At 74.3% G+C, this 23,386-nt stretch carries 21 protein-coding genes; 13 read left to right on the forward strand and 8 right to left on the reverse strand.

Translation table 11 applies throughout. The features are described from left to right. Positions 1-223 precede the first annotated feature (223 nt). The 4 genes from SMD20_RS09730 (at position 224) to SMD20_RS09745 (ending at position 4,349) form a co-directional block, all read left to right on the forward strand. On the forward strand, positions 224-976 hold the full coding sequence (locus SMD20_RS09730) for a rod shape-determining protein (RefSeq protein WP_329577937.1): 753 nt from the start codon (positions 224-226) through the stop codon (positions 974-976). A 39-nt stretch (positions 977-1,015) separates the two neighbouring features. Further along, entirely contained in the window at positions 1,016-1,360 is a 345-nt protein-coding gene (locus SMD20_RS09735; protein WP_329577940.1) for a TraR/DksA family transcriptional regulator, read from the forward strand. 40 nt (positions 1,361-1,400) lie between these two features. Next, positions 1,401-2,975 carry a PucR family transcriptional regulator gene (locus SMD20_RS09740; protein ID WP_329577943.1) on the forward strand — a complete coding sequence of 525 codons (1,575 nt, stop codon included), beginning with the start codon at positions 1,401-1,403 and terminating at the stop codon, positions 2,973-2,975. Positions 2,976-3,104: 129 nt separating this feature from the next. Then, positions 3,105-4,349, forward strand: coding sequence for an NAD(P)/FAD-dependent oxidoreductase (locus tag SMD20_RS09745; protein WP_329577946.1), 1,245 nt, complete (start codon positions 3,105-3,107; stop codon positions 4,347-4,349). An 11-nt stretch (positions 4,350-4,360) separates the two neighbouring features. Here the strand turns inward: SMD20_RS09745 and SMD20_RS09750 are convergent, their stop codons facing one another. Next, positions 4,361-5,023 (reverse strand): response regulator transcription factor, encoded by a 663-nt coding sequence (locus SMD20_RS09750; protein WP_329577948.1) that lies wholly within the window; start codon positions 5,021-5,023, stop codon positions 4,361-4,363. A 4-nt stretch (positions 5,024-5,027) separates the two neighbouring features. Further along, positions 5,028-6,065 (reverse strand): HAMP domain-containing sensor histidine kinase, encoded by a 1,038-nt coding sequence (locus tag SMD20_RS09755; RefSeq protein ID WP_329577951.1) that lies wholly within the window; start codon positions 6,063-6,065, stop codon positions 5,028-5,030. 204 nt (positions 6,066-6,269) lie between these two features. On the opposite strand from SMD20_RS09755, the gene SMD20_RS09760 reads away from it, so the two are divergent. The 8 genes from SMD20_RS09760 (at position 6,270) to SMD20_RS09795 (ending at position 14,942) form a co-directional block, all read left to right on the forward strand. After that, the gene (locus SMD20_RS09760) at positions 6,270-6,545 is read left to right on the forward strand and encodes a hypothetical protein (RefSeq protein ID WP_329577954.1); all 276 of its coding nucleotides are present in this window, start codon (positions 6,270-6,272) and stop codon (positions 6,543-6,545) included. A 191-nt stretch (positions 6,546-6,736) separates the two neighbouring features. Further along, on the forward strand, positions 6,737-9,649 hold the full coding sequence (locus tag SMD20_RS09765; RefSeq protein WP_329577957.1) for a Na+/H+ antiporter subunit A: 2,913 nt from the start codon (positions 6,737-6,739) through the stop codon (positions 9,647-9,649). Continuing rightward, positions 9,646-10,098 carry a Na(+)/H(+) antiporter subunit C gene (locus SMD20_RS09770; protein ID WP_442942465.1) on the forward strand — a complete coding sequence of 151 codons (453 nt, stop codon included), beginning with the start codon at positions 9,646-9,648 and terminating at the stop codon, positions 10,096-10,098. The genes SMD20_RS09765 and SMD20_RS09770 overlap by 4 nt, the downstream gene beginning before the upstream one ends. Continuing rightward, positions 10,098-11,612 (forward strand): Na+/H+ antiporter subunit D, encoded by a 1,515-nt coding sequence (locus SMD20_RS09775; protein ID WP_329592485.1) that lies wholly within the window; start codon positions 10,098-10,100, stop codon positions 11,610-11,612. Before SMD20_RS09770 ends, SMD20_RS09775 begins: the two co-directional genes overlap by 1 nt. Then, positions 11,609-12,205 carry a Na+/H+ antiporter subunit E gene (locus SMD20_RS09780; RefSeq protein WP_329577959.1) on the forward strand — a complete coding sequence of 199 codons (597 nt, stop codon included), beginning with the start codon at positions 11,609-11,611 and terminating at the stop codon, positions 12,203-12,205. The genes SMD20_RS09775 and SMD20_RS09780 overlap by 4 nt, the downstream gene beginning before the upstream one ends. After that, positions 12,202-12,471, forward strand: coding sequence for a monovalent cation/H+ antiporter complex subunit F (locus SMD20_RS09785; protein ID WP_329577962.1), 270 nt, complete (start codon positions 12,202-12,204; stop codon positions 12,469-12,471). Before SMD20_RS09780 ends, SMD20_RS09785 begins: the two co-directional genes overlap by 4 nt. Then, a complete protein-coding gene (gene mnhG, locus SMD20_RS09790; RefSeq protein WP_329577964.1) occupies positions 12,461-12,820 on the forward strand; it encodes a monovalent cation/H(+) antiporter subunit G in 360 nt (119 codons plus the stop codon). Before SMD20_RS09785 ends, mnhG begins: the two co-directional genes overlap by 11 nt. Before the next feature lie 64 nt (positions 12,821-12,884). Then, positions 12,885-14,942, forward strand: a complete 2,058-nt coding sequence (locus SMD20_RS09795) for a SpoIIE family protein phosphatase (protein WP_329577966.1) — start codon at positions 12,885-12,887, stop codon at positions 14,940-14,942. A gap of 16 nt (positions 14,943-14,958) precedes the next feature. Here the strand turns inward: SMD20_RS09795 and SMD20_RS09800 are convergent, their stop codons facing one another. Continuing rightward, complete coding sequence (locus SMD20_RS09800; RefSeq protein ID WP_329577969.1) at positions 14,959-15,507, reverse strand: YciI family protein; 549 nt, start codon at positions 15,505-15,507, stop codon at positions 14,959-14,961. 139 nt (positions 15,508-15,646) lie between these two features. Here SMD20_RS09800 and SMD20_RS09805 point away from each other — a divergent pair, with 139 nt between their 5' ends. Beyond that, positions 15,647-16,021: an STAS domain-containing protein gene (locus SMD20_RS09805; RefSeq protein ID WP_329577972.1), complete on the forward strand. Its 375-nt coding sequence runs from the start codon at positions 15,647-15,649 to the stop codon at positions 16,019-16,021. A 14-nt stretch (positions 16,022-16,035) separates the two neighbouring features. On the opposite strand, the gene scpA is transcribed toward SMD20_RS09805, so the two are convergent. The 5 genes from scpA to SMD20_RS09830 are packed head-to-tail and all read right to left on the reverse strand — an operon-like array spanning position 16,036 to position 23,360. Further along, positions 16,036-18,141 carry a methylmalonyl-CoA mutase gene (scpA, locus tag SMD20_RS09810; protein WP_329592487.1) on the reverse strand — a complete coding sequence of 702 codons (2,106 nt, stop codon included), beginning with the start codon at positions 18,139-18,141 and terminating at the stop codon, positions 16,036-16,038. A 26-nt stretch (positions 18,142-18,167) separates the two neighbouring features. Next, positions 18,168-19,841, reverse strand: a complete 1,674-nt coding sequence (locus tag SMD20_RS09815) for a methylmalonyl-CoA mutase subunit beta (protein ID WP_329577979.1) — start codon at positions 19,839-19,841, stop codon at positions 18,168-18,170. Continuing rightward, complete coding sequence (locus tag SMD20_RS09820; protein WP_329592489.1) at positions 19,838-21,589, reverse strand: ATP-binding protein; 1,752 nt, start codon at positions 21,587-21,589, stop codon at positions 19,838-19,840. Before SMD20_RS09820 ends, SMD20_RS09815 begins: the two co-directional genes overlap by 4 nt. Positions 21,590-21,591: 2 nt before the next feature. Beyond that, complete coding sequence (locus tag SMD20_RS09825; protein ID WP_329577982.1) at positions 21,592-21,825, reverse strand: acyl-CoA carboxylase subunit epsilon; 234 nt, start codon at positions 21,823-21,825, stop codon at positions 21,592-21,594. Then, a complete protein-coding gene (locus SMD20_RS09830) occupies positions 21,822-23,360 on the reverse strand; it encodes an acyl-CoA carboxylase subunit beta (protein ID WP_329577984.1) in 1,539 nt (512 codons plus the stop codon). Before SMD20_RS09830 ends, SMD20_RS09825 begins: the two co-directional genes overlap by 4 nt. Between the last annotated feature and the right edge of the window lie 26 nt (positions 23,361-23,386).

A 23,386-nucleotide genomic window follows, 5' to 3' on the forward strand; every position in this document is an offset into this window, starting at 1 on the left:
CGTACGCCGCGGAGCCTGACTGCGCGTCCACACACCCGCCCGTCGCGTCCGTACCCGTGCCCACCTGGTGAAGGCGGGGGGTGCCGCCGCGCGCGCCTCCGACAGTCCGTCCGTCCCCACGGTGGCCGGCCCCTGTGCCGGACCGCCGTTCTCCACCGACTTCGCCCAGGAGCGGATCATCGTCATGCCTGTTGTCAGTTCAGCGCCCGCCGGAATGAGCGCGGTGCGGCGTTTCCTGGCGCTCGATCTCGGCACCGCGCGCACCCGGTCACTGGCCGTGGGCGGGCACGCCATCGCCGACCGGGCGTCGGCGGTCATGGGGCGGCAGTCCGTCTCCGGCACGCCGGACGTGGTACGGCCGCTCCGGCACGGCATGGTGGCCGATCCCGGCGCCTGCCTGCGGCTGGTCCGCCTGGTGGTGCAGGACACCCGGCTCTACGACGGCCGCCCGCCGGCGCGGGTGCTGGCCGGGGTGCCGCTCGCGGCGTCGCCGAGCGACCGCCGGGCGGTGCGGGTCGCGGTGTCCGAGGCCGCCGGCTGCGAGGTGACGCTGGTGGAGGAGCCGCTGGCGGCCGCCGTCGGCGCCGGCCTGGACGTGCTCGATCCCCGGCCATGCCTGGTGCTGGACGTCGGGGCGGGCATCGTCGAGGTCGTGGCCATCAGCGAGGGCGTCGTCGTGGACGCGGCCGCCCTGCAGCTCAGCGCCACGACCGGGCTGGGGCTGGCGGCGTACGCGCTGGAGGGCGTCGTCGACATGACGGCGGGCCTGGTGCGCAGGCTGCCGGCCGTACGCGCCCGCGGCCTGCTGGTCACCGGCGGCGGCGCGCGCGAGGACCTGCTGCTGCGCCGCCTGCGCGGCACGTTGCGGCTGCCGGTCGAGGTGGCCGCGCAGCCGCAGTACGCCACGGTCCGCGGCCTGATGCGGCTGTGCCTGCAACCGGGCCTGGCGGCGGGCCTCGCCTCCGCCGCCCACTGATCCGCAACGACGAACACGTCATCGAAGAAAGGACCCACCATGATCGAGAACGTGCTCCCGGGGGCCCACCTCAGCACCGTGCAGCTCCAGTCGCTCCGCGAGGACCTGCACGAGCAGCTCGAACAGCGCCGCCGGCAGCTCGACGCGCTGCGCGAGCAGGAGCGCGACGGCAGCGGCGCCGACGGCACCTGGCAGGAACTGCTCGCCTCCATCACCGCCGCCGAGCGGGCCGTCGCCGAGCTGTCGCAGGCCTACGACCGGCTGGCGGACGGCACCTACGGCCGCTGCGCCCACTGCGAGCAGGGCATCCCGTTCGAGCGGCTCAAGGTCCGCCCGCTCGCCCGCACCTGCATCGACTGCCAGCGCAGGCACGAGGCCGCGTGACGTTCGGGGGCGCGGCCCCTTCCACCCATCGGAGGTGATCATGATCACGCTGGACCGCCTGGTCAACGTGCTCGGCGGGTACGGGGTCCGGCTGTGCGGCCGCCCCGAGGCCCGTTCGGCCGTGCTGCGCAGCGTCGCCATGCCGGACGCCACGGACCGGCACGTCACCGGCGACCTGCTGCTGGCCGTCGGCGCGTCCTCGCCCGCCGAGGCGGTGCGGTGGGCGGCGGCGGCGCAGGCCACGGCGGTCCTCGTACGTCCTCCCGAGGTACGTCCTCCCGAGGGCGGCGGCGCCGAGCAGGACGCCGCCGCGCTCGGGGACCGGCACGGCGTGGCGGTGCTGCTGGCCGACCCCGCCGTGTCGTGGAGCCAGCTCGCCGGCGTGGTGTACGGGCTGGTCCTGGAGAGCCGGGAGACCGCCTCGGGGCGGGGCCCGACGGACCTGTTCGCCCTCGCCGACAGCCTCGCCGACGTCATCGGCGGGGCGGTCACCATCGAGGACCGGCACTCGCGGGTCCTCGCCTACTCCCGCAGCCAGCAGGCGGGCGACCCCGCCCGGCTGGCGACCATCCTCGGCCGGCGCGTGCCGGAGCGGCTGCGCGAGCGGTTGCAGCGGCGCGGGGTGTTCGCCCGGCTGGCGGCGACGGACGAGCCGGTGTTCGTCGCGGCCGACGCCGAGCAGGGCCTGACCGGGCGGATGGCGGTCGCGGTGCGGGCCGGGCGCGAGCTGCTCGGCTCGGTGTGGGTGAGCTGCGCGGCCCCGCTGACCGGCGAGCGGCTGCGCGCCCTCGCCGACGGCGCGCGCGTGGTGGCGCTGCACCTGCTGCGCTCGCGCGCCAGCGCGGACCTGGAGCGGCAGGTGGAGTCCGACCTGGTCGGCCGGCTGCTGGAGGGCGGCGCCGACGCGGCGACGTCGGCCAGCCGGCTCGGCCTGGCGCCGCGCGCCATGCGGGTGGTCGCCGTGCGCGCGTTCACCCCCGACGACCGCCACGCCGCGCTGCTGCTCGCCTTCGAGCAGGCCACGACCGGCTTCGGCTGGTCCCGGCCGGGCCGCAGCGCGCTGCTCGGCGACACGCTCTACACGCTCCTGCCGGGCGAGGAGGCCGAGACGGCCCGGCAGTGGGTGAAGGACCTGCAGGCGGAGCTGCCCGCGCCGGTCCGTGTCGCGGCCGGGATCGGCGCGCCCGCCGAGGTCACGGACCTGCCCGCGGGCCGCCAGGAGGCCGACGAGTGCCTGGCGCTGCACGAGAGCGCCCTGCCGGGGGGTGGCCCGGGTTCCGTGCCGCCCGCCTACGACGAGTCCTGGGACGAGATTCTCCTGCTGCGGCTGCGCGCCGCCGCGCGCGGCGGCCGGACCCCGGCGCGCGGCCCGGTGAGCACCCTGCGCCGGCACGACACGCTGCACGGCACGCGGTTCGTCGCCACGCTGCGGGCCTGGCTGGAGAGCCAGGGCGACCTCGCCTGGACCGCCGAGCGCCTCGACGTGCATCCGAACACCGTGCGCAACCGGCTGCGCAAGATGAACGAGCTCACCCCGCTGGACCTGGACGACCCCCGCCAGCGCCTGGCCATGACCATCATGCTGGCCGCGTCCGGCGACGACGACCGGCCCTGAGCCGCGGGCTCCCGTTGTGGGCGCGCCACAACGGGGGCGCCGAAATTGTCGTCCGGCCACAACGCCGCAGGTCGCGACGCGGGCCATGCTGGCACGGACAACGAGAGTCGTTCTACGTCGGAGGGTGGCATGGTCGGCAACTGGCCGCGTTCGGTGATCGTGGTGGGCGCGGGCATCGTGGGCCTGTCCACCGCGTGGTTCCTGCAGGAGCGCGGTGTCCAGGTCGACGTGGTCGACCGCGGCGGCCTGGCGGCCGGCGCGTCCTGGGGCAACGCGGGCTGGATCGCGCCCGGCCTGGCCATCCCGCTGAACGAGCCCGCCGTGGTGCGCTACGGCCTGCGCTCGCTGCTGGACCCGGCCGCGCCGCTGCACGTGCCCGCGACCCTCGATCCCGGGCTGTGGACGTTCCTGACCCGCTTCGCGGCCAACAGCCGCTGGCGGTCGTGGACCCGCGCGGCCCGCGCCAACCTGCCGCTCAACGACGAGTGCGTGGAGGCGTACGACGTGCTGGCCGGCAGCGGCGTGTCCGCGCCCGTGGTCGCGGCGCCGATCACCGCCGCGTTCCGCACCCGCGCCGAGGCCGAGGGCCTGCTGCGCGAGCTGCGCAGGCTGGAGGCGATCGGGCAGCGCGTCGAGCACGCCGTGCTGGACGGCGAGCGGCTGGCCGAGCAGGTCCCGCTCGCCGGCGAGGCGCTGACCACGGGGGTGCGGATCGACGGGCAGCGCTACGTCGACCCGGGCGCGTTCGTGCACGCCCTGGGCCGGGCCGTGATGCGGCGCGGCGCGACCGTGTACGCCGTCGAGGTCGACGACGTGCGCACCGACGGCAGGAAGGCGATCCTCAGCTCGGCCAAGGGCACGGTGCTGTCCGCCGACGCGGTGGTGCTGGCCACCGGCGCGTGGCTGCCCCGGCTGGCCCGGCAGTGGGGCGTGCGCGTCCCGCTGCGCGCGGGCCGCGGCTACTCCTTCACCGTGCCGGTCGAGCGTCCCGTCCACGGCCCGGTCTACCTGCCGGGCGTGCGCGTGGCGTGCACGCCGTACCAGGGCGGGCTGCGGGTGGCGGGCACCATGGAGTTCCGTGACCCGGACGCGCCGCAGGTGCCGGCCCGGCTGGAGGCCCTCATCGCCTCCGTACGGCCGCTGCTGAAGGGCGTGCGTCTGGACGAGCGCAGCGACACGTGGGTGGGGCCGCGCCCGGTCACCGCCGACGGCCGGCCGCTGGTCGGCGCGACGACGGCCCCCACCGTGTACGTGGCGGGCGGCCACGGCATGTGGGGCATGGCGCACGGCCCGATCACCGGGCGGCTGCTGGCCGAGCAGATCACCACGGGCAAGCAGCCCGCCGCCCTGGCCGAGTTCGACCCCCTCCGCTGATCCGGGGAGGGTCAGGGCTCGACCAGGCCCGCCCGGATGGCGTGCCTGGTCAGCTCCAGCCGGTCGCGCAGGCCGAGTTTGGCCAGGATGTTCGCCCGGTGCCGTTCGACGGTCTTGACGCTGATGACCAGGATGCCGGCGATGTCCTTGGAGGAGTGGCCCTCGGCGATGAGCTTGACGATCTCCTCCTCGCGCGGGGTGAGCACGGTGTCGGGCACCGGCTCGCCCTGCCGGTGCCGCTGGAGGTAGTCGCGGATGAGCGCGGTGATCGCCCCCGGGTAGACGAACGGCTCGCCGCGCATGGCCGCGCGGCACGCCTCCAGCAGGTCGCGGTCGGCCACCGACTTGAGCACGTAGCCGCTGGCTCCGGCCTTCAGCGACTCGAAGAAGTACTGCTCGTTGTCGTACATCGACAGCATCAGCAGCCGGACGCCGGGGGCGCGGCGGGAGATCTCGCGGGCGGCCTGGATGCCGGTCATGCGCGGCATCGCGATGTCGAGAATCGCCAGGTCGATCGGGACCTCGCCGCGGGTGGCCAGCTCGACGGCCTCGGCGCCGTCGCCCGCCTCCGCGACGACGGTCAGGTCGGGCTCGGCGTCCAGGATGAGCCGCAGCCCGTGGCGTACGAGGGCGTGGTCGTCGGCGAGCAGGATCCGGGTCGGCTGCGCTTGCATGCACTCACTCTCGCGAATCGGCGGCTTGTTGGACGGGGATGGGCACCGTCAGGCGTACGCGGGTGCCCCGCGTGGGCGCGCTCTCGATGGCGAGGTCGGCGCCGATGAGCATGGCGCGCTCCCGCATGCCGCGGATGCCGGCCCCCTCGCGGATCGGGCCGCCCACGCCGTCGTCGGTGATGCGCAGCACGACGGCGCCGTCCTCGGCGCGGAGCGACAGCTCCACGCGGGTGGCGCGGGCGTGCCGGGCGATGTTGGTCAGGCATTCCTGGGCGATGCGGTAGATGACGAGCTCGGTGTCGCCGCTCACCTGGGGCAGCCGCGAGTCCAGCAGCCGGTTCACCGTCACGCCGCTCAGCGCGGAGAAGTCGGTGGCCAGGGAGTTCATGGCGCTGATGAGCCCCAGGTCCTCCAGCGGGCCGGGCCGCAGCCGGCGGGCGACCCGCCTGACCTCGTCCAGGCTGGAGCGGACCGTCTCCTGCGCCGCGCGCAGCTCGTCGCACAGCTCCGCGGGCGCGCGGTCCACGACGCGCTTCAGGGTGAGCAGGACCGCGGTGAGGCTCTGCCCGATCTCGTCGTGCAGCTCCCGCGCGATGCGCTGACGCTCGCCCTCCTGGGCGGCGAGGGCGTGCGCGGCGCTGGAGCTGCGCTCGGCCTCCAGCCGGTCCAGCATGGCGTTGAAGGTGTCGATCAGGTTGCCGAGGTCGCCGTTGCCGCTGGAGGCGATGCGGTCGCTGGAGCGCACCAGGTCGACCCGCTCCATGAGGACGGTCAGCGCGCCGAGCGGGGCCAGGCTGGTGCGCAGCACCAGTGCGTTGGCGGTGAGCATCGCCGCGAGGCCGACGGCGAGGATCGGCAGCTCGTTCAGCAGGACCGGCGAGGACACCGTGGCCGGCGACAGCGCCAGCGCGGTCAGCCCGGTGGCGAAGACGAGCCCGTTGAACAGGAACAGGCGCCGGAACAACGCCGAAGCCGGCGAACGCGGCACGCGCGGCGGCGTCTCCTGGTGTGCCTCCTGGTTTCTGCTGGTCGGCGCGCTCATGCCTCCAGCCTCACCGACGCCGCCGGCATCTGTCCAACCAGCGGCCGCTCCCGTGGCCGGCTACATGGTGGCCACCCCTCGAAATGGGTGCTGGACCCGATGGTGCCGCCGCCGGCCCGCGACCACACTGGAGGCAGGGCGGATCCGCCCACGCACGCTGCCGAGGCGGCCGCACGACCATCCGGCGAAAGGAGCTGTTCAACCGTGCACATCACGCACGCCACCGTCCCGGGCATCGGAACCGTCCACCACCTCGACACCCAGGAGGGTGACCGCCTCGCCGTCATCGTCTCCCGAACCGGGCAACACTCCCTGGTCCTGTACGACCGAGCCGATCCCGACACCCCGGCCCACACCGTGGAGCTCGACCAGCAGGAGGCCGACCAGCTCGCCGACCTGCTGCACAGCCGCCCGCTCACGGACCGGCTGAGCGAGATCGAGCGGCGCCTGGCCTCCCTCGTCCCCGAGGCCCGCCCGTAGGCCGGTAACACGTCATCTGAGGATCGGAGACCGAGGATCTACCACGAGCGACGCCTTCCTGCCCGGATTCCGCCGCCCGCCACCGCAGCGCCCGACATCGCAGCACCCGCCGTCACAGCACTGGCCATCACCGCACCCGCCATCACCGCCGCACCCGCCGGAACGTCTTCCGCCGCCCTGACGGAGCCCCCATGAGCGCGCCGCACCTGCTGCTGGGCGCGCCGGGAGCGCTCCTGCTCGTCGCGGCGCACGCGCTCGCCGCCGTGGCCGCGCCCCTCGCGGTCCGCCGGCTCGGCCGGCGGGCCCTCTACCTGCTGGCGGCGGTCCCCGCCGCGTCGCTGGCGTGGGCGCTGGCCAACACCGGACCGATCCTCGCCGGCCGCGCCGTCACCGGAGCCTATCCGTGGGTGCCGGGGCTCGACCTCGAACTCGCCGTCCAGGTGGGCGCGCTCGGCTGGCTGATGATCGTACTCGTCGGCGGGGTCGGCGCGCTGGTCCTCGCCTACAGCGCCCGCTACTTCGCCGCCGGGGACGACCGGCTCGCGCGCTTCGCCGCGCTGTTCGTCGCGTTCGCCGGCGCCATGCTCGGCCTGGTCGTCAGCGACAACCTGCTCGTGCTGTACGTGTTCTGGGAGCTGACCACCGTCCTTTCGTACCTGCTGATCGGCCATGACGCGGCCCGGCGGGCGAGCCGGGCGGCCGCGACGCAGGCCCTGCTCGTCACCACGCTGGGCGGGCTGGCGATGCTGGCCGGTTTCGTCATGCTCGGGCAGCACGCCGGGACCTACCGGTGGTCGCAGCTCGCCGGGGCGCTGCCGGACGGCGCCTATCTGACGGTGGCGCTGCTGCTCGTCCTGCTCGGTGCGCTCAGCAAGTCGGCGATCTTCCCCTTCAGCTTCTGGCTGCCCGCCGCCATGGCCGCGCCCACTCCGGTGAGCGCCTACCTGCACGCGGCGGCGATGGTGAAGGCCGGGGTGTTCCTGACCGCGCTGATGACGCCGGCGTTCGGCGAGGTGGCGGCGTGGCGGGCGGTGCTGCTGGTCGCCGGCACGCTCACCATGCTCCTCGGCGGGTGGGCGGCGCTGCGCCAGCACGACGCGAAGCTGCTGCTCGCCCACGGGACGGTCAGCCAGCTCGGGCTGCTCATGGCGGTGTTCGGGGCGGGGAGCCGCGACGCGGCGCTCGCGGGCACGGCGATGCTGCTGGCGCACGCGCTGTTCAAGGCCGCGCTCTTCCTCGTCGTCGGCGTCGTGGACCGCGCGACCGGCACCAGGGACCTGCGCGAGCTGAGCGGGCTCGGCCGGCGCGCGCCGTGGCCGGCGGCGGTCGCCGTCCTCGCGGGGGCGTCGATGGCGGGGCTGCCGCCGACGGCCGGGTTCGTCGCCAAGGAGGCGGTCTTCAAGGCGCTGCTGCACGGCTCGGTGGTGGAGCGGGTCGTGCTCGGCGGCCTGGTGCTCGGCTCGGCGCTCACCGTGGCGTACACGCTGCGGCTGCTGTGGGGCGTCTTCGCCACCAAGCCGGCGGTGACGCCCGCCCGGCCGCGCCGGATCGGGTGGACGTTCGCGGGGCCGGCGGCGGTGCTCGCCGTGGCCGGGCTCGCGGTGGGCGGGTTCGCGCCGGCGGTGGACCGGATGCTGGCCGTGTACGCCGACACCGTGTACGCCGGCGCCGTGCAGGCCGGCGCCGCGCAGATCGGGGACGCGCAGATCGGGGACGGGCACGCGATCGTGGTGCCGTACCGGCTCGCGTTGTGGCACGGGCTCACGCCCGCGCTGGGGCTGAGCGCGCTGGCGCTCGCCGCGGGCGCCGGCCTGTTCCTGATCGCCGCCCGCCTGCCCGGCGGGGTGCGGTCCACCGGCGCGCGGGCCTACGACCGGGTGCTGACCTGGGTGGGCCGGCTCGCGGTGGAGCTGACCGGGGCCACCCAGCGCGGCTCGCTGCCGTTCTCCCTCGGCGTCATCCTGCTCGTGCTGGTCGCGCTGCCCGGCGGGGTGATGCTGGCCGGGCGGCCGTGGTCGGCGGAGGGACGCGCCTGGGACACGCCCGCGCAGGCGGTCGTCGCCGCCGGGGTGATCGTCGCGGCGGTCATCGCCGTCCGCGCGTCGCGCCGGCTCACCGCCATGATCCTGGTCGGGGTGACGGGTTACGGCACCGCCGTGCTGTTCGTCCTGCACGGTGCGCCCGACCTGGCGTTGACGCAGTTCCTGGTGGAGACCGTCACCATCGCGATGTTCGTCCTCGTGCTGCGCCGGCTGCCGCCCAGGTTCTCCCGGCGGCCCAGCCGGCGCGGGCGCGCCGCGATCGGCGTGGCCGTGGGCGTGGTCGCCGCCGGCATGGCGTACGCCGCCACGAGCGCCCGGCAGGCCGAGCCGATCTCGTCCGGGTTCGCCGACCCGGCCGTCTCGTACGGCGGGGGCGACAACATCGTGAACGTCATCCTCGTCGACATCAGGGCCTGGGACACGATGGGCGAGATCGCGGTGCTCGTGGCGGCCGCGACCGGCGTGGCCAGCCTGATCTTCCGGGGCAGCGCGGCGCTGCGCCGGCGTACGGGCAGCCCGGCGCCGACGTCCAGGGCGCCGGTCACGGGGCGCTGGCTCGCCACCGCCCCGCGCCCGGCGGCCGAGGACACCTCGATCATCCTGCAGGTGGTCACCCGGCTGCTGTTCCACGTCATCGTGCTGCTCTCGGTCTACCTGCTCTTCTCCGGCCACAACGCGCCGGGCGGCGGGTTCGCCGCCGGGCTGGTCTGCGGGCTCGCCCTGACCGTGCGCTACCTGGCCGGCGGCCGGGCGGAGCTGAACGCCGCCGCGCCCGTCGACGCGGGCGCCGTGCTCGGCGCGGGCCTGTTCGTCGCCGTCGGCACGGGGGCGGCGGCGATGCTGCTCGGCGGGAACGTGCTGCAGAGCGCGACGCTGGACCTGAGCCTGCCGGTGCTGGGCGAGGTCCACCTCGTCACGTCGGTCTTCTTCGACATCGGCGTGTACCTCATCGTCGTCGCCCTGGTGCTGGACATCCTGCGCAGTCTCGGCGCGCCGATCGGGGCCGACGACATCTCGATGGACGACTCCTCAGTGAAGGCGATGAAGGAGGAACCGGTGTGACCCCGAACCTCACCTACGTGGTCACGGTCGGCGTGCTGTTCGCCGCCGGGGTGACCCTGCTGCTGGAGCGCAGCCTCACCCGGATCCTGCTGGGGGTGATCCTGCTCGGCAACGGCGTGAACCTGCTGATCCTCATGGGCGGCCAGTCGGGCGCGGCGCCCATCGCCGGCCTCGCCGGGCAGGAGGGGATGAGCGATCCGCTGCCGCAGGCGATGATCCTCACCGCCATCGTCATCACGCTCGGCATGACCGCGTTCCTGCTCGCGATGGCCTCGCGCACCTGGCTGCTCACCGGGCACGACGAGGTGCAGGACGACGTCGAGGACCGCAGGATCGTGCGGCTCGCCGAGCAGGACGCGGACCTTCCCGACGGGGTCGGCGGCGTCAACGGTCTCCACGGCGTCAACGGCGGCGATCCGCGGCGCGACCATGTGACGGAGCCGCCCTGATGACCACCGCCCTCGTCCCCCTGCCGGTGGTCATGCCGCTGCTCGGCGCGGCGCTGACGCTGATGCTGGCCCGGCGCCCGAACGCGCAGCGGGCCGTCAGCCTCACCGTGCTCGGCGCGGGCCTGCTCGTCGCCGCCGCCCTGCTGGTCCTCACCTCGCTCGACGGGCCGCTCGTCGTGGAGGTGGGCGGCTGGACGGCGCCGCTCGGCATCGTCCTGGTCGCCGACCGGTTCTCCGCGCTCATGCTGGTCGTCTCCGCCGCCGTCACCCTCGCCGTGCTGGTGTACTCCATCGGTCAGGGACTGGCCGACGGGGACGAGGAGACGCCGCTGTCGGTGTACCACCCGACGTACCTGGTGCTCACCGCCGGCGTCACCACCGCGTTCCTGTCCGGCGACCTGTTCAACCTCTATGTCGGCTTCGAGATCCTGCTGGTGTCCAGCTACGTGCTGCTCACCCTCGGCGGCACGGAGAACCGCATCCGGGCCGGCACGACGTACGTCGTGGTCAGCCTGCTCTCCTCGATCATCTTCCTGACCGCCATCGGGCTCGTCTACGCGGCCACCGGCACGCTCAACCTCGCGCAGCTCGCCGGGCGGCTCGACGTCCTGCCGGACAACCTGCGCCTGATGCTGCAGGGCATGCTGCTGCTCGCCTTCGGCGTCAAGGCGGCGATCTTCCCGCTGTCGGCGTGGCTGCCGGACAGCTATCCCACCGCCCCGGCCCCGGTGACCGCGGTCTTCGCCGGCCTGCTGACCAAGGTCGGCGTGTACGCCATCATCCGCACCGAGACGCTGCTGTTCCCCGGCGGGCGCACGGGCGGCCTGCTGCTGGCGGCGGCGCTGCTGACCATGCTGGTCGGCATCCTCGGCGCGATCGCGCAGTCCGACATCAAGCGCCTGCTGTCGTTCACGCTGGTCAGCCACATCGGCTACATGCTCTTCGGGGTGGGGCTCACCACCGTGCTCGGCCTGGCCGCGGCGATCTTCTACGTGGTGCACCACATCCTGATCCAGACGACGTTGTTCCTCGCCGTCGGCCTCGTCGAACGGCGCGGCGGCAGCACCGCGCTGGACCGGCTCGGCGGGCTCGCCCGCGTCTCGCCGCTGCTCGGGGTGCTGTTCCTCGTCCCCGCGCTCAACCTGGCCGGCATCCCGCCGTTCTCCGGGTTCCTCGGCAAGACCGGGCTGCTGCAGGCCGGGGCCGCGCAGGGGCACCCGATGGCCTGGGCGCTTGTCGCGGGCGGGCTGCTGACGAGCCTGCTCACCCTCTACGCCGTCGCCCGGGTGTGGAACCTGGCCTTCTGGCGCGCCCCGCGCACCGACGGGGACGGCGGGAGCTCCGTCGTGACGCTTCCCTCGCTGATGGTCACCTCCACGGCCGCGCTGGTGGTGCTCGGCGTGGGGCTCACCGCCGTCGCCGGGCCGCTGTTCGACCTCAGCGGCGCGATCGCCGGCGACCTGCTCGACCGGGTCCCGTACGTGCGGGCCGTCTTCCCCGGCGGCGCGCCATGAGCCCGGCGCCGCTGAGCCGGCGGGACCGGCTCCGCAACCGGGCCGTCGCCGTCGCCGTGCTGGTCACCGTGTGGTGCCTGCTGTGGGGCTCGTTCACCTGGGCGAACGTCATCGGCGGCCTGGCCGTCGCGGCCGTCGTCCTCGCCGTGTTCCCGCTGCCGCCCCTCACGTTCGCCGGGCGGATCTCCCTGCCGGGGGTGCTGCGTTTCGTCCTCCGGTTCCTCCTCGACCTGGTCGTCTCCAGCGTGCAGGTGGCCGCGCTGGCGTTCCGCATCGGGCACCGGCCGAGCAGCGCGGTCATCGCCGTGCCGCTGAAGGTGCGCTCCGACCTCAACCTCACGCTCACGTCCGTGGCCCTGTGCCTGGTGCCCGGCAGCATCGTCATCGACGTCGACCGGGCCACCGGCACGCTGTACGTACACGTCCTCGGCGTCCGCACCCGCGCGGAGGTCGAACGGTTCCGCCGGAGCATCTGGCGGCTGGAGGAACGCATCATCGCCGCGGTCGGGTCGGCGGCCGAGAGGCGGCTCGTCGCCGCGCCCGACCCCGTCGCCCCGCAGTCGTCCGCCGACAGGAAAGGCACTCACGTATGACCATCGTCGCCGTCACGACCACCGTCCTGCTCGCCTGCGCCGGGGTGCTCGCCCTGGCGCGGATCGTCCGCGGCCCGTCCGTGCTCGACCGGATCGTGGCCACCGACGTGCTGCTGGCGGTCATCGTCGCGGCCGTCGCCACCGCCGCCGCGGCCGGGCGCGACGCGACGACGCTGCCCGTGCTCGTCGTGCTGTCCATCCTGGGCTTCACCGGTTCGGTGAGCGTGGCCCGCTTCGCCGTCAGGAGCCGCCGCGATGAGTCCTGACACCCTCCTCGACACGGTGCTCGACACGGCCGCCGTGGTGTGTCTCACGGGCGGCGCGCTGCTCTGCCTCGCCGCCGGGATCGCCCTGGTCCGCTTCCCCGACCTGCTGTCGCGCATGCACGCGGCCACCAAGCCGCAGGTGCTCGGCCTGCTGCTGGTGCTGCTCGGGTGCGGGCTGCGGCTGCGTACGGGTGTGGACGTGACGACGCTGGTGCTGATCGGCGCGTTCCAGCTCGCGACCGCTCCCGTGGCCGCGCACATGGTGGGCCGGGCGGCGCTCCGGGAGCGGAGGCCGGACCCGGATCTGCTGGTGACGGACGAGCTGCCCGCCCGCGGGGATCCGTCCTGACCTGCGTCTTCGCCGCCTGTCCGGGTAGGGGGCGATGGGCTGTGTCCGTCGGGGGGAGGTGGCCATGGGCGCCGTCGACGAGCGCGAGGACGGCGGGCTGGGGTTCGAGATGCTGGACCCGGCGCCGGTCGGGGTGGCGGTGACGCGCGGCCCCGAGCACCGGCTGGTCTACATGAACGCCCGCTACCGGTCGCTGTTCGGCGGGCCGGGCGGCCCGGCCGAGATGGAGGACCTGTTCGCCGACTTCGTGCGCCGCTACTACCGCCCGCAGTTCGACCAGGTCTACCTCACGGGCGAGCCGATCGTGGCCACGGCCGAGCCGGAGCTGCCGATGATCGCGCGTCCCGGCTCCGAGCAGCGGTACTTCACCTCCAGCCTGTCGCGGATCGTCTTCGGCCGCGGCGATCACGGCGTGCTGGTGGTGGTCCTGGATGTGACGGACCAGGTCGCCGCCGACCGCGAGATGGCGGTCCTCGCCGAGCAGCGCCGCCGCGTCCTGCGCCGGTACGAGAGCCTGATGCGCGTCAGCGCGGAGGTCCTGTGGGTGACCGACCGCTACGGCAACATCAACGAGCCGAGCCCGAGCTGGGAACGGCTGAGCGGCCAGACGTGGGAGGAGTACCGCGGCGATGGCTGGCTGCGGGCGGTCCACCCGGACGACCTGCCGGACTTGGTGCGGTCATGGAACGAGGCGATCGCCGACCCCCGCGGCCTGTGGGAGCACGTCTACCGGCTGCGTACGCGGGACGGCGGCTACCGCCACTTCCAGGTCCGCGCCGTACCCGTCCGCGAGGACGGCGACGTCGTGGAATGGGTGGGGTCGAGCACCGACATCGAGGAGCAGTGGAACGAGCAGCGGCGCAAACGCCTGCGGGACCGCGCGGCGGCGGCCACGGCCCGGCTGCGGAGCCTGCAGGAGATGCTGGGGGCGCTGGCGGAGGTGATCGTGCGGGAGATCGCCGACGGGTGCGGCGTCTACCTCGTCACCGACCTCACCGACCAGCGGCACGGCGGCGCGCCGTTCGTCGTCGAGCGGATGGCCACGGCCGCCCGTCCCGGCCTGGTGCCGCTGCCGCCGTACAGCGAGGAGCGGCTCGGCCCGGGCAACGCGTTCGTGACGGCGGCGCGCGGGCGGCGGCCGCTGCTGAGGACGTTCCCCGCCGGAGCGCCGCCGCCCGACGTCGTGCCCAGGGGCACGCTGCAGTGGCTGATCGCGAACAACGCCAACAGCGTCCTGATCCTCCCGGTCGTGGTGGACGGGACGGTGCCCGCCGTGGTCGTCGTCGTGATGTGCGGGGACCGCCCGCCGGTGAGCCAGGACGACATCTCGCTGCTGCTGAGCATGTTCGACCACGCCCACGACGCGCTGAGCCGGGCGATCCGGTTCCAGCGGGCGCAGCAGGTGGCGCTGGCGCTGCAGTACAGCCTGCTCGCCGAGCCGCCGCGCGCGGACGACCTGCGCATCGTCGCCCGCTACCGGGCGAGCCCGAGCGCGGCGGAGGTGGGCGGCGACTGGTACGACTCCTTCATCCTGCCCGACGGCGTCCCGGTGGTGGCGATCGGCGACGTGGCCGGCCACGACCTGGCCGCCGCCGTCTCGATGAGCCAGATCCGCAACATGCTGCGGGCGCTCGCCATGGACCGCTGCGAGCCGCCGGGCGAGATACTGTCCCGGCTCAACCTCGCGATGGACTCGCTGGTCGGCGAGGTGATAGCGACCTGCGTGTACGCCCGCCTCGAGCTTTCGGGCGACGGCTACCGGCTGCAGTACGCGGTGGCCGGGCACCCGCCGCCGCTGCTGGTCACGCGCGACGGCGAGGGCCGTTTCCTGGAGGGGGGCCTCAGCCCGCTGCTCGGCTTCCCGCACGGGGAGCCGCGGCCGTCGCAGGTGGAGCCGCTGCCGCCGGGCAGCACGCTCCTGCTCTACACCGACGGCCTGGTCGAGAAATCGGGCGAGCACCTGGACCGCGGCCTGGAACGGCTCCGGTCGGCCGCCGAGTGCGTCGCGGACCAGCCGCCGGACAAGTTCTGCGACCATCTGCTGAGCACGCTGCCGACGACCGGGCTCGACGACATCGCCGTCATCGCCGTGCGGACACCGCACCCGGACGTCCTTCCGTGACCGGCGGCTGCCGCCCCTACCGCCGCCCGCCGAAGTCCCAGTCGTGGACCTCGACGCCGGCGTACCGGCCGGCGGTCAGGTGGGCGCGGGCCTCGTCGGGGCCGGCCGCCCGGACCAGCGCCGCGGTGCCGAGCCAGGAGGCGCCGTCGTCGGACAGCAGCGGCCCGTACGCGATCAGGTCGTCCGCTCCGGCGGGCGGGTCGAGGTCGGCGGGCCGCCCCGAGCCGAGGCCCAGCACGAGATAGCGGTTGCCGCTCTCCCGCCCGCCGGGGAACTCCCACATCGTGCGCCCCAGCACGTTGCGCCACCTCCGCAGCAGCACGTCCCGGTAGACCCCGGCCTGGTAGTTGGGCTCGTCGAAGGCGAACGCGCGGGCGGCGGCGGAGTCCGGCAGCTCGACGATGTGGACGCTGCCCGTGGCCGTCTCACCGCCGGGCGCCAGGGTCGGGCCGCGGGCGATGAGCTCCGCCTCGTACCGGTCCATATAGGACCAGTGCTCCTCCGTCAGTTCGGCGCGCAGCGCGGCGGAGCGGGGACGATCACGGTGGTAACAGAAGAACTCCATGGTACGAGTGCCTACCACGGAGCAGGACGGAAGGTTCATTCTAGAAGAATCTATGACGAAGCCTCTTTCGTGCATCCGGCTTCGGGCGTAGTCTTCCGAATGATGGAGTTCCACCCGCCCCCCTGCGACAGGCCGCCTCATGCCCCTTCTGAACGTGCATTGCCGGCCCCTCCCGACCGGGGTCCTGATCACGGTCACGGGTGAGCTGGACGTCACCAACGCCCCCGATCTGGAGTCGCTTCTGGAGCGGTCGACGCCGCCCGGCGAGCCGATGGTCCTCGACCTCGGCGGGCTGACCTTCATGGACTGCAGCGCCCTGCACCTGCTGCTGCGGCAGCAGGACCGGCTGCGCCGGCAGGCGGCGCGCCTGCATGTCGCCGCGGTTCACGGCTCACCCGCCGTCCTGATGCGGATCACCGGCGTCGGGAACGCCCTGACCCTCCATCCCAACCTGGGGCAGGCGCTCGACGCGGTGCACGACGAGCGCCGGTCCCCGCTCCGGAAGTCGTGCTGACCCCCCTCTGATCGTCACGCGGGCTGGTGCCCGAGGCGGGCGGACAGCTTGCCCAGCAGGCTCAGGGCCGCGTCGGCGATGACGGTGCCGGGCAGGAACACCTCCGCCACGCCGGCCTCGTGCAACGCGGGCACGTCGCCAGGCGGGATGACACCGCCGACCACGATCATGATGTCCTCGCCGCCGGCGGCGGCCAGGGCCGCGCGCAGCGCGGGCACCAGCGTCAGGTGCCCGGCGGCCAGCGAGGACACGCCGACCACGTGCACGTCGGCGTCCACGGCCTGCCGGGCGACCTCCTCCGGCGTCTGGAACAGCGGGCCGACGTCCACGTCGAAGCCGAGGTCGGCGAAGGCCGTCGCGATCACCTTCTGGCCGCGGTCGTGCCCGTCCTGGCCCATCTTGGCGACCAGGATGCGCGGGCGGCGGCCCTCGTCCCTGGCGAAGGCGTCGCTCGCGGCGCGGACCGCGTCGGCGCCGGAGCCGAGCTCACTGCGGTAGACGCCCGAGATGGTGCGCACGCCGGCCTGGTGGCGGCCGAAGACCCGCTCCAGGGCGTCGGAGATCTCCCCGACGGTGGCGTGGGCGCGGGCGGCGTCCACGGCCAGCGCGAGAAGGTTGGCGTCCCCGGCGGCTCCCGCCGTGAGCGCGTCGAGGGCGCGGCGGACCACATCGGGGTCGCGCTCGGCGCGGAGCCTGCGCAGCCGTTCGATCTGCGTGGCGCGCACCGCCGTGTTGTCGACCTTGAGCACGTCCACGGGCTGGTCGCTGGCGGGCCGGTACGTGTTGACGCCGATGACCGGCTGCGTGCCGGAGTCGATGCGGGCCTGGGCGCGGGCCGCGGCCTCCTCGATCCGCAGCTTCGGCAGCCCGGCCTCGATGGCCTTGGCCATGCCGCCGGCCGCCTCGACCTCCTCGATGTGCTGCCAGGCCCGCGCGGCGAGCTGGGCGGTGAGCGTCTCGACGTAGTGGGAGCCGCCCCACGGGTCGATCACCTGGGTGATGCCCGACTCGTGCTGCAGGACGAGCTGGGTGTTGCGGGCGATGCGCGCGGAGAAGTCGGTGGGCAGCGCCAGGGCCTCGTCCAGGGCGTTGGTGTGCAGCGACTGCGTGTGGCCCTGAGTGGCCGCCATCGCCTCGACGCAGGTGCGCACGACGTTGTTGAACACGTCCTGCGCGGTCAGGGACCAGCCGGAGGTCTGGCTGTGCGTACGCAGCGCCAGCGACTTGGGGTCCTTGGCGCCCATGTCCCTGACGATGCGGCTCCACAGCAGGCGGGCGGCGCGGAGCTTGGCGACCTCCATGAAGAAGTTCATGCCGATGCACCAGAAGAACGACAGTCGCGGCGCGAACGCGTCGATGTCGAGCCCCGCCGCCGTGCCCGCCCGCAGGTACTCCATGCCGTCGGCCAGGGTGTAGGCCAGCTCCAGGTCACACGTGGCCCCGGCCTCCTGGATGTGGTAGCCGGAGATGCTGATCGAGTTGAACTTCGGCATCTTCTCGCTGGTGTAGGCGAAGATGTCGGAGATGATGCGCATCGAGGGGGCCGGCGGATAGATGTAGGTGTTGCGGACCATGAACTCCTTGAGGATGTCGTTCTGGATGGTCCCCGTGAGCTGCTCCGGCTTCACCCCCTGCTCCTCCGCGGCCACGATGTAGAGCGCCAGGATCGGCAGCACGGCCCCGTTCATGGTCATCGACACCGACATGCGGTCCAGCGGGATGCCGTCGAACAGGATGCGCATGTCGGCGATCGAGTCGATCGCCACCCCCGCCATGCCGACGTCGCCCGCCACGCGCGGGTGGTCGGAGTCGTAGCCGCGGTGGGTGGCCAGGTCGAACGCGACCGACAGGCCCTTCTGACCGGCCGCGAGGTTGCGCCGGTAGAAGGCGTTGGAGTCCTCCGCTGTGGAGAAACCCGCGTACTGGCGGACGGTCCACGGGCGGGTGACGTACATGGTCGGGTACGGCCCGCGCACGTACGGGGCGATGCCGGGGTAGGTGTGCGGGTCGTAGCCGTCCGCCTCCACCGCCGTGTAGAGCGGCTTGACGGGGATGCCCTCGGGGCTGTCCCAGGCCGGCGCGCCGGTCGCCGGCGGCTCGTGGCGCCGGGAGCCGGTCAGGCCGAGGCCGCGGAAGTCGGGGATCGTCACGCGGTCACCTCCGAAAGGGTCGTGCGGAGGACGCCGAGCACGTCGCAGCCCGCGTACAGGTTGGCGTCCACGCCGTCGTGACGGTCCCGCCCGGCCAGCCAGATCCAGCGCGCGCCCGCCTGGCGGAGCAGCGCGGCGGCCTCGGCGGCCTCGGCGGCGTACCGGCGGTCGCCGGCGCACAGGCAGGCGACCACGGCGCCGCTGCCGGCGAAGTCCTCGGGGGTGCCGGTGACCGTCTCGACGCCGCCGGCCTCGAACAGGCCGCGTGCGAACGCGAGCCGCGCGGCGTGCTCGGCCGCCGGGCCGAGCGTGGCCAGGAACACCCGCGGGCGGGCGTCGTCGGCCTGGTCGAGCAGGTCCTCGAAGTCCTGGGCGTGGCGGACGCGCGGCAGCGCGTCCGCCACCGGGGGCGGGGTGTGCGTGCGGGCGGGCGGTCTCCCCGCCGGGTCGGGGTAGCGGCTCACGCCGACGATCGGCGGCCTGAGCCGGGCGAGGTCGCGGGCGCGGCGGGCGCGGGTGGCGGCCAGGCGGTCCGCGACGAGGCTCCGGGCGGCCGTCATGCCGCCGGCCGTCTCGATCTCCTGGAACCACTCCCACGCCCGCCCGGCCAGGTCGGCGGTGCGGCGCTCGACGTACCAGGAGCCGCCCGCCGGGTCGAAGGTCCGCGCCACGTGGGCCTCCTCCACCAGCAGCGTGGAGGTGTTGCGGGCGATGCGGCGGGAGAAGTCGTCCGGCAGGCCGAGCGCGGCGTCGAACGGCCGCACGGTCACCGCCTCGGCCCCGCCCACCCCGGCGGCGAAGCAGGCGAGGGTGGTGCGCAGCATGTTCGTGTACGGGTCGCGGCGGGTCATCATCGCGGCGGAGGTCACCGCGTGCTGGTACTGCGCGGGCGGGGCGTCGCACACCTCCGCCACCCGCGCCCACAGCAGCCGCGCGGCCCGCAGCTTGGCGATCGTGGCGAACTGGTCGGCGGTGGCGGCGTAGCGGAACTCCAGCAGGCCGAACGCATCCCCGGCCGCGATCCCGTCCTCGGTGAGGGCGCGCAGGTAGGCGAGGCCGGTCGCGATCGAGCAGCCCAGCTCCTCGGCGTCGCTGCCGCCCGCCTCGTGGTACGGCGTGGCGTCCACGGTGATCGCGCGCATGCCGGGCAGGCGGCCGGCGCAGAGCCGCGCCAGCCGCCCGAGCCCGGACAGGTCGGGCGCCGCGCCGGAGCGGGCCGCGTGGCCGAGCGGGTCGGCGCCGAGGCAGCCCCGCAGCGCGCCCGCCCGCTCGCCGGCCAGCGCGAGCAGCGCCTCCGCCGCCTGGCCGGTCCGGGGTCCGGCGTCGAGCACGATCGAGATCAGGTCGAGGTGCACGCCGCCGAGGACGCGGGGCAGGTCCTCGGGGGCGACGGCGAGCCAGAGGGAGTCGGCGCCGTTCTCCAGGTCGGTCATGACCGCCTCGGGGTCGGCGGTCTCGTGGCGCTGCCGCACCTCCCACGGCCGGCCGGGCTCGCGGCCGGCGGAAGGCGGCAGTCCGGGCCCGGCGGGCAGGTCGGCGGCGTCGTAGAGGGGGGCAAGGGTGACGCCGTCGTAGGTGGCGGTCGCCAGCGCCTCCTCCGGCGCGGCGACCTCCCTGCCCGACTTGCGCAGGACCTCCAGCGCCAGCTCGCGCCACCGCTCCCTGCTCACGAGGGATCCTTGATCTCGCAGATGGCCGCGCCGGCCGCCACCGTGGCGCCGACCTCGGCGGCCAGCCCGAGCACGACTCCGGCGCGGTGCGCGGTGAGAGGCTGCTCCATCTTCATGGCCTCCAGCACCACGATCGGGTCGCCCTCGGCGACGGTGTCGCCGTCGGCCACGACGACCTTGACGATGGTGCCCTGCATGGGGCTGACCAGGGCGTCGCCGCCGGCCGCCGACGCCGTCTGCTTCCTCGCGCGGCGGCCGGCCGCCGGCTTCCTCGGGGCCGCGGCGGCGGGAGCGGCGCCGAGCCCGGCCGGCAGGGCGACCTCCAGGCGTTTGCCGCCCACCTCGACCGTGATCCGCTCCAGGGCGGGCGGCTCGACGGCCGCGGCCGCGCCGGCGTAGGGGGCGATGCGGTTGTCGAACTCGGTCTCGATCCAGCGGGTGTGCACGGCGAACGGCTCGGCCGTGAACGCCGGGTCGGCCACCACGGCCCGGTGGAAGGGCAGGACGGTCGGCATGCCGTCGATCTCGAACTCGTCCAGGGCGCGGCGGGCGCGCTCCAGCGCCTGGGCGCGGGTGGCGCCGGTGACGACGAGCTTGGCGGTCAGCGAGTCGTAGTCGCCGGGGACCGTCTCGCCCTGCTCGTAGCCGCTGTCGAGGCGGATGCCGGGGCCGGACGGGGCGCGCCAGCGGGTGATGGTGCCGGGCGCGGGCAGGAAGCCGCGCCCGGCGTCCTCGGCGTTGATCCGGAACTCGATGGAGTGGCCGCGCAGCGGCGGGTCGTCGTAGCCGAGCGCCTCGCCGCCCGCGATGCGGAACATCTCGCGGACCAGGTCGACGCCGGCGACCTCCTCGGTGACCGGGTGCTCGACCTGGAGGCGGGTGTTGACCTCCAGGAAGGAGACGGTGCCGTCCTGGCCGACGAGGAACTCGCAGGTGCCCGCGCCGACGTAGCCGGCCTCGCGCAGGATGGCCTTGGACGACTCGCGCAGCAGTCTTTCCTGTTCGGCGGTGAGGAACGGGGCCGGGGCCTCCTCCACCAGTTTCTGGTGGCGGCGCTGAAGGGAGCAGTCGCGGGTGGAGACGACGACGACGGTGCCGTGGGCGTCGGCCAGGCACTGCGTCTCGACGTGGCGGGGCCGGTCGAGGTAGCGCTCGACGAAGCACTCGCCGCGCCCGAAGGCCGCCACCGCCTCGCGGACCGCGGACTCGTACAGCTCGGGGATCTCCTCCAGGGTGCGGGCGACCTTCAGGCCGCGTCCGCCGCCGCCGTACGCGGCCTTGATCGCGATCGGCAGGCCGTGCTCCTGGGCGAAGGCGACGACCTCGTCCGCGCCGGACACCGGGTCCTTGGTGCCGGCGACCAGCGGCGCGCCGACCTTCTGGGCGATGTGCCTGGCCTGCACCTTGTCGCCGAGCGCGGCGATGGCGGCGGGCGGCGGGCCGATCCAGGTCAGCCCGGCGTCGATGACCGCCTGCGCGAAGGCGGCGTTCTCCGACAGGAAGCCGTAGCCGGGGTGCACGGCGTCCGCGCCGCTGCGGGCGGCCACGTCGAGCAGCTTGGCGATGTCGAGGTAGGTCTCGGCGGGCGAGCGGCCGCCCAGCGCGTACGCCTCGTCGGCCAGCCGGGCGTGCAGCGCGTCGCGGTCGGGGTCGGCGTAGACGGCGACGGAGCCGATGCCCGCGTCCCGGCAGGCGCGGATCACGCGGACGGCGATCTCCCCGCGGTTGGCGACCATCACTTTGCGCAGGCTCACAGACGTCCTCCCAGGTTCCAGCTCGACTCCCGCCAGCCGCGCGGGCCTCGGGCGAGGGGGTGGCGCGGCACGCGCCGAAGGTGGGTCACGGGCCGGGCGGCGGGCTCCGGCCGGGCGGCGTGGGTGGCGTGGACGGCCACGACGAGCGCGGCCAGCTCTTCCGGCGAGGGCGCGCCCTTGACGACGGTCAGTGCGGAGCCGTTCACTGGGCCGTTCACAGTGCCGTTCACAGGGGGATGTTCCCGTGCTTCTTGGGCGGCAGGGCGTCGCGTTTGTTGCGCAGCAGGCGCAGCGCCCGGGTGATCTCGCGGCGGGTCTCGCTCGGCCGGATGACCGCGTCCACGTAGCCGCGCTCGGCCGCCAGGTAGGGGGTGGCCAGGGTGTCCTCGTACTCGGCGACGAGCTCGGCGCGCAGCGCGTCGGGGTCGTCGGCGGCGGCCAGCCGCCTGCGGTGCAGGACGTTGACCGCGCCCTGCGCGCCCATGACCGCGATCTGCGCGGTCGACCAGGCCAGGTTGACGTCGGCGCCCAGGTGCTTGGAGCCCATGACGTCGTACGCGCCGCCGTACGCCTTGCGGGTGATCACCGTGACGAGCGGGATGGTGGCCTCGCCGTAGGCGTAGAGGAGCTTGGCGCCGCGCCGGATGATGCCGTTCCACTCCTGGCCGGTGCCGGGCAGGAAGCCGGGCACGTCCACCAGCGTGAGCACGGGAATGCCGAAGGCATCGCAGGTGCGGACGAACCGGGCGGCCTTCTCGGAGGCGTCGATGTCGAGCGTGCCGGCCAGCCGCATCGGCTGGTTGGCGACGACGCCGACGGGGCGGCCCTCGACGCGGCCGAAGCCGACCACGATGTTGGGCGCGAACAGCTCCTGCGTCTCCAGGAACTCGCCGTCGTCCAGCAGCGCGGCGATGACCTCGTGCATGTCGTACGGCTGGTTCGGCGAGTCCGGCACCAGCTCGTCGAGGGCCAGGTCCTCGGCCGTGAGCGTCAGGTCGGCCTCGGCCGCGGGGTGCGCCGGCTCGTCCAGGTTGTTGTCCGGCAGGTACGAAAGCAGCGCCCGCACGTAGCCGAGCGCGTCCTCCTCGTCGCTCGCCAGGTAGTGGGCCACGCCGCTGCGGGCGTTGTGCACCCGGCCGCCGCCCAGCTCCTCGAACGTGACGTCCTCCCCCGTCACCGTCTTGATGACGTCGGGGCCGGTGACGAACATGTGCGACTGCTCGTCCACCATGACCGTGAAGTCGGTCAGCGCCGGCGAGTAGACGTGGCCGCCCGCGCAGGCGCCCATGATGAGCGAGATCTGCGGGATCACCCCGGAGGCGCGGATGTTGCGGCGGAAGATCTCGCCGTACAGGCCGAGCGAGACGACGCCCTCCTGGATGCGGGCGCCCGCGCCCTCGTTGATCCCGACGATCGGGCAGCCGTTGCGCATCGCGAGGTCCATGACCTTGCAGATCTTCTGCCCGTACACCTCGCCCAGCGAGCCGCCCGCGACCGTGAAGTCCTGGGAGAACACGCACACCTGGCGGCCGTCGACCGTGCCGTAGCCGGTCACCACGCCGTCGCCGTACCCGAGCGAGCCCTTGGCCAGGGCGTCCAGCTCCACGAACGACCCGTCGTCGAGCAGCCGCTCGATGCGCTCGCGGGCGGTCAGCCGGCCCTTGGCGTGCTGCTTGGCCGCCGCGCGGGCCTCGCCCACGTGAACCGCCTCGTCCAGGCGTTCCTTCAGACGGGCCAAGCTGCCCGCGGTGCCCTGCGCTGCCATCCACCACCACCGATAGACCCGATAAG

The sequence above is a fragment of the Nonomuraea sp. LP-02 genome (assembly GCF_036289125.1).
GTDB lineage: Bacteria > Actinomycetota > Actinomycetes > Streptosporangiales > Streptosporangiaceae > Nonomuraea > Nonomuraea bangladeshensis.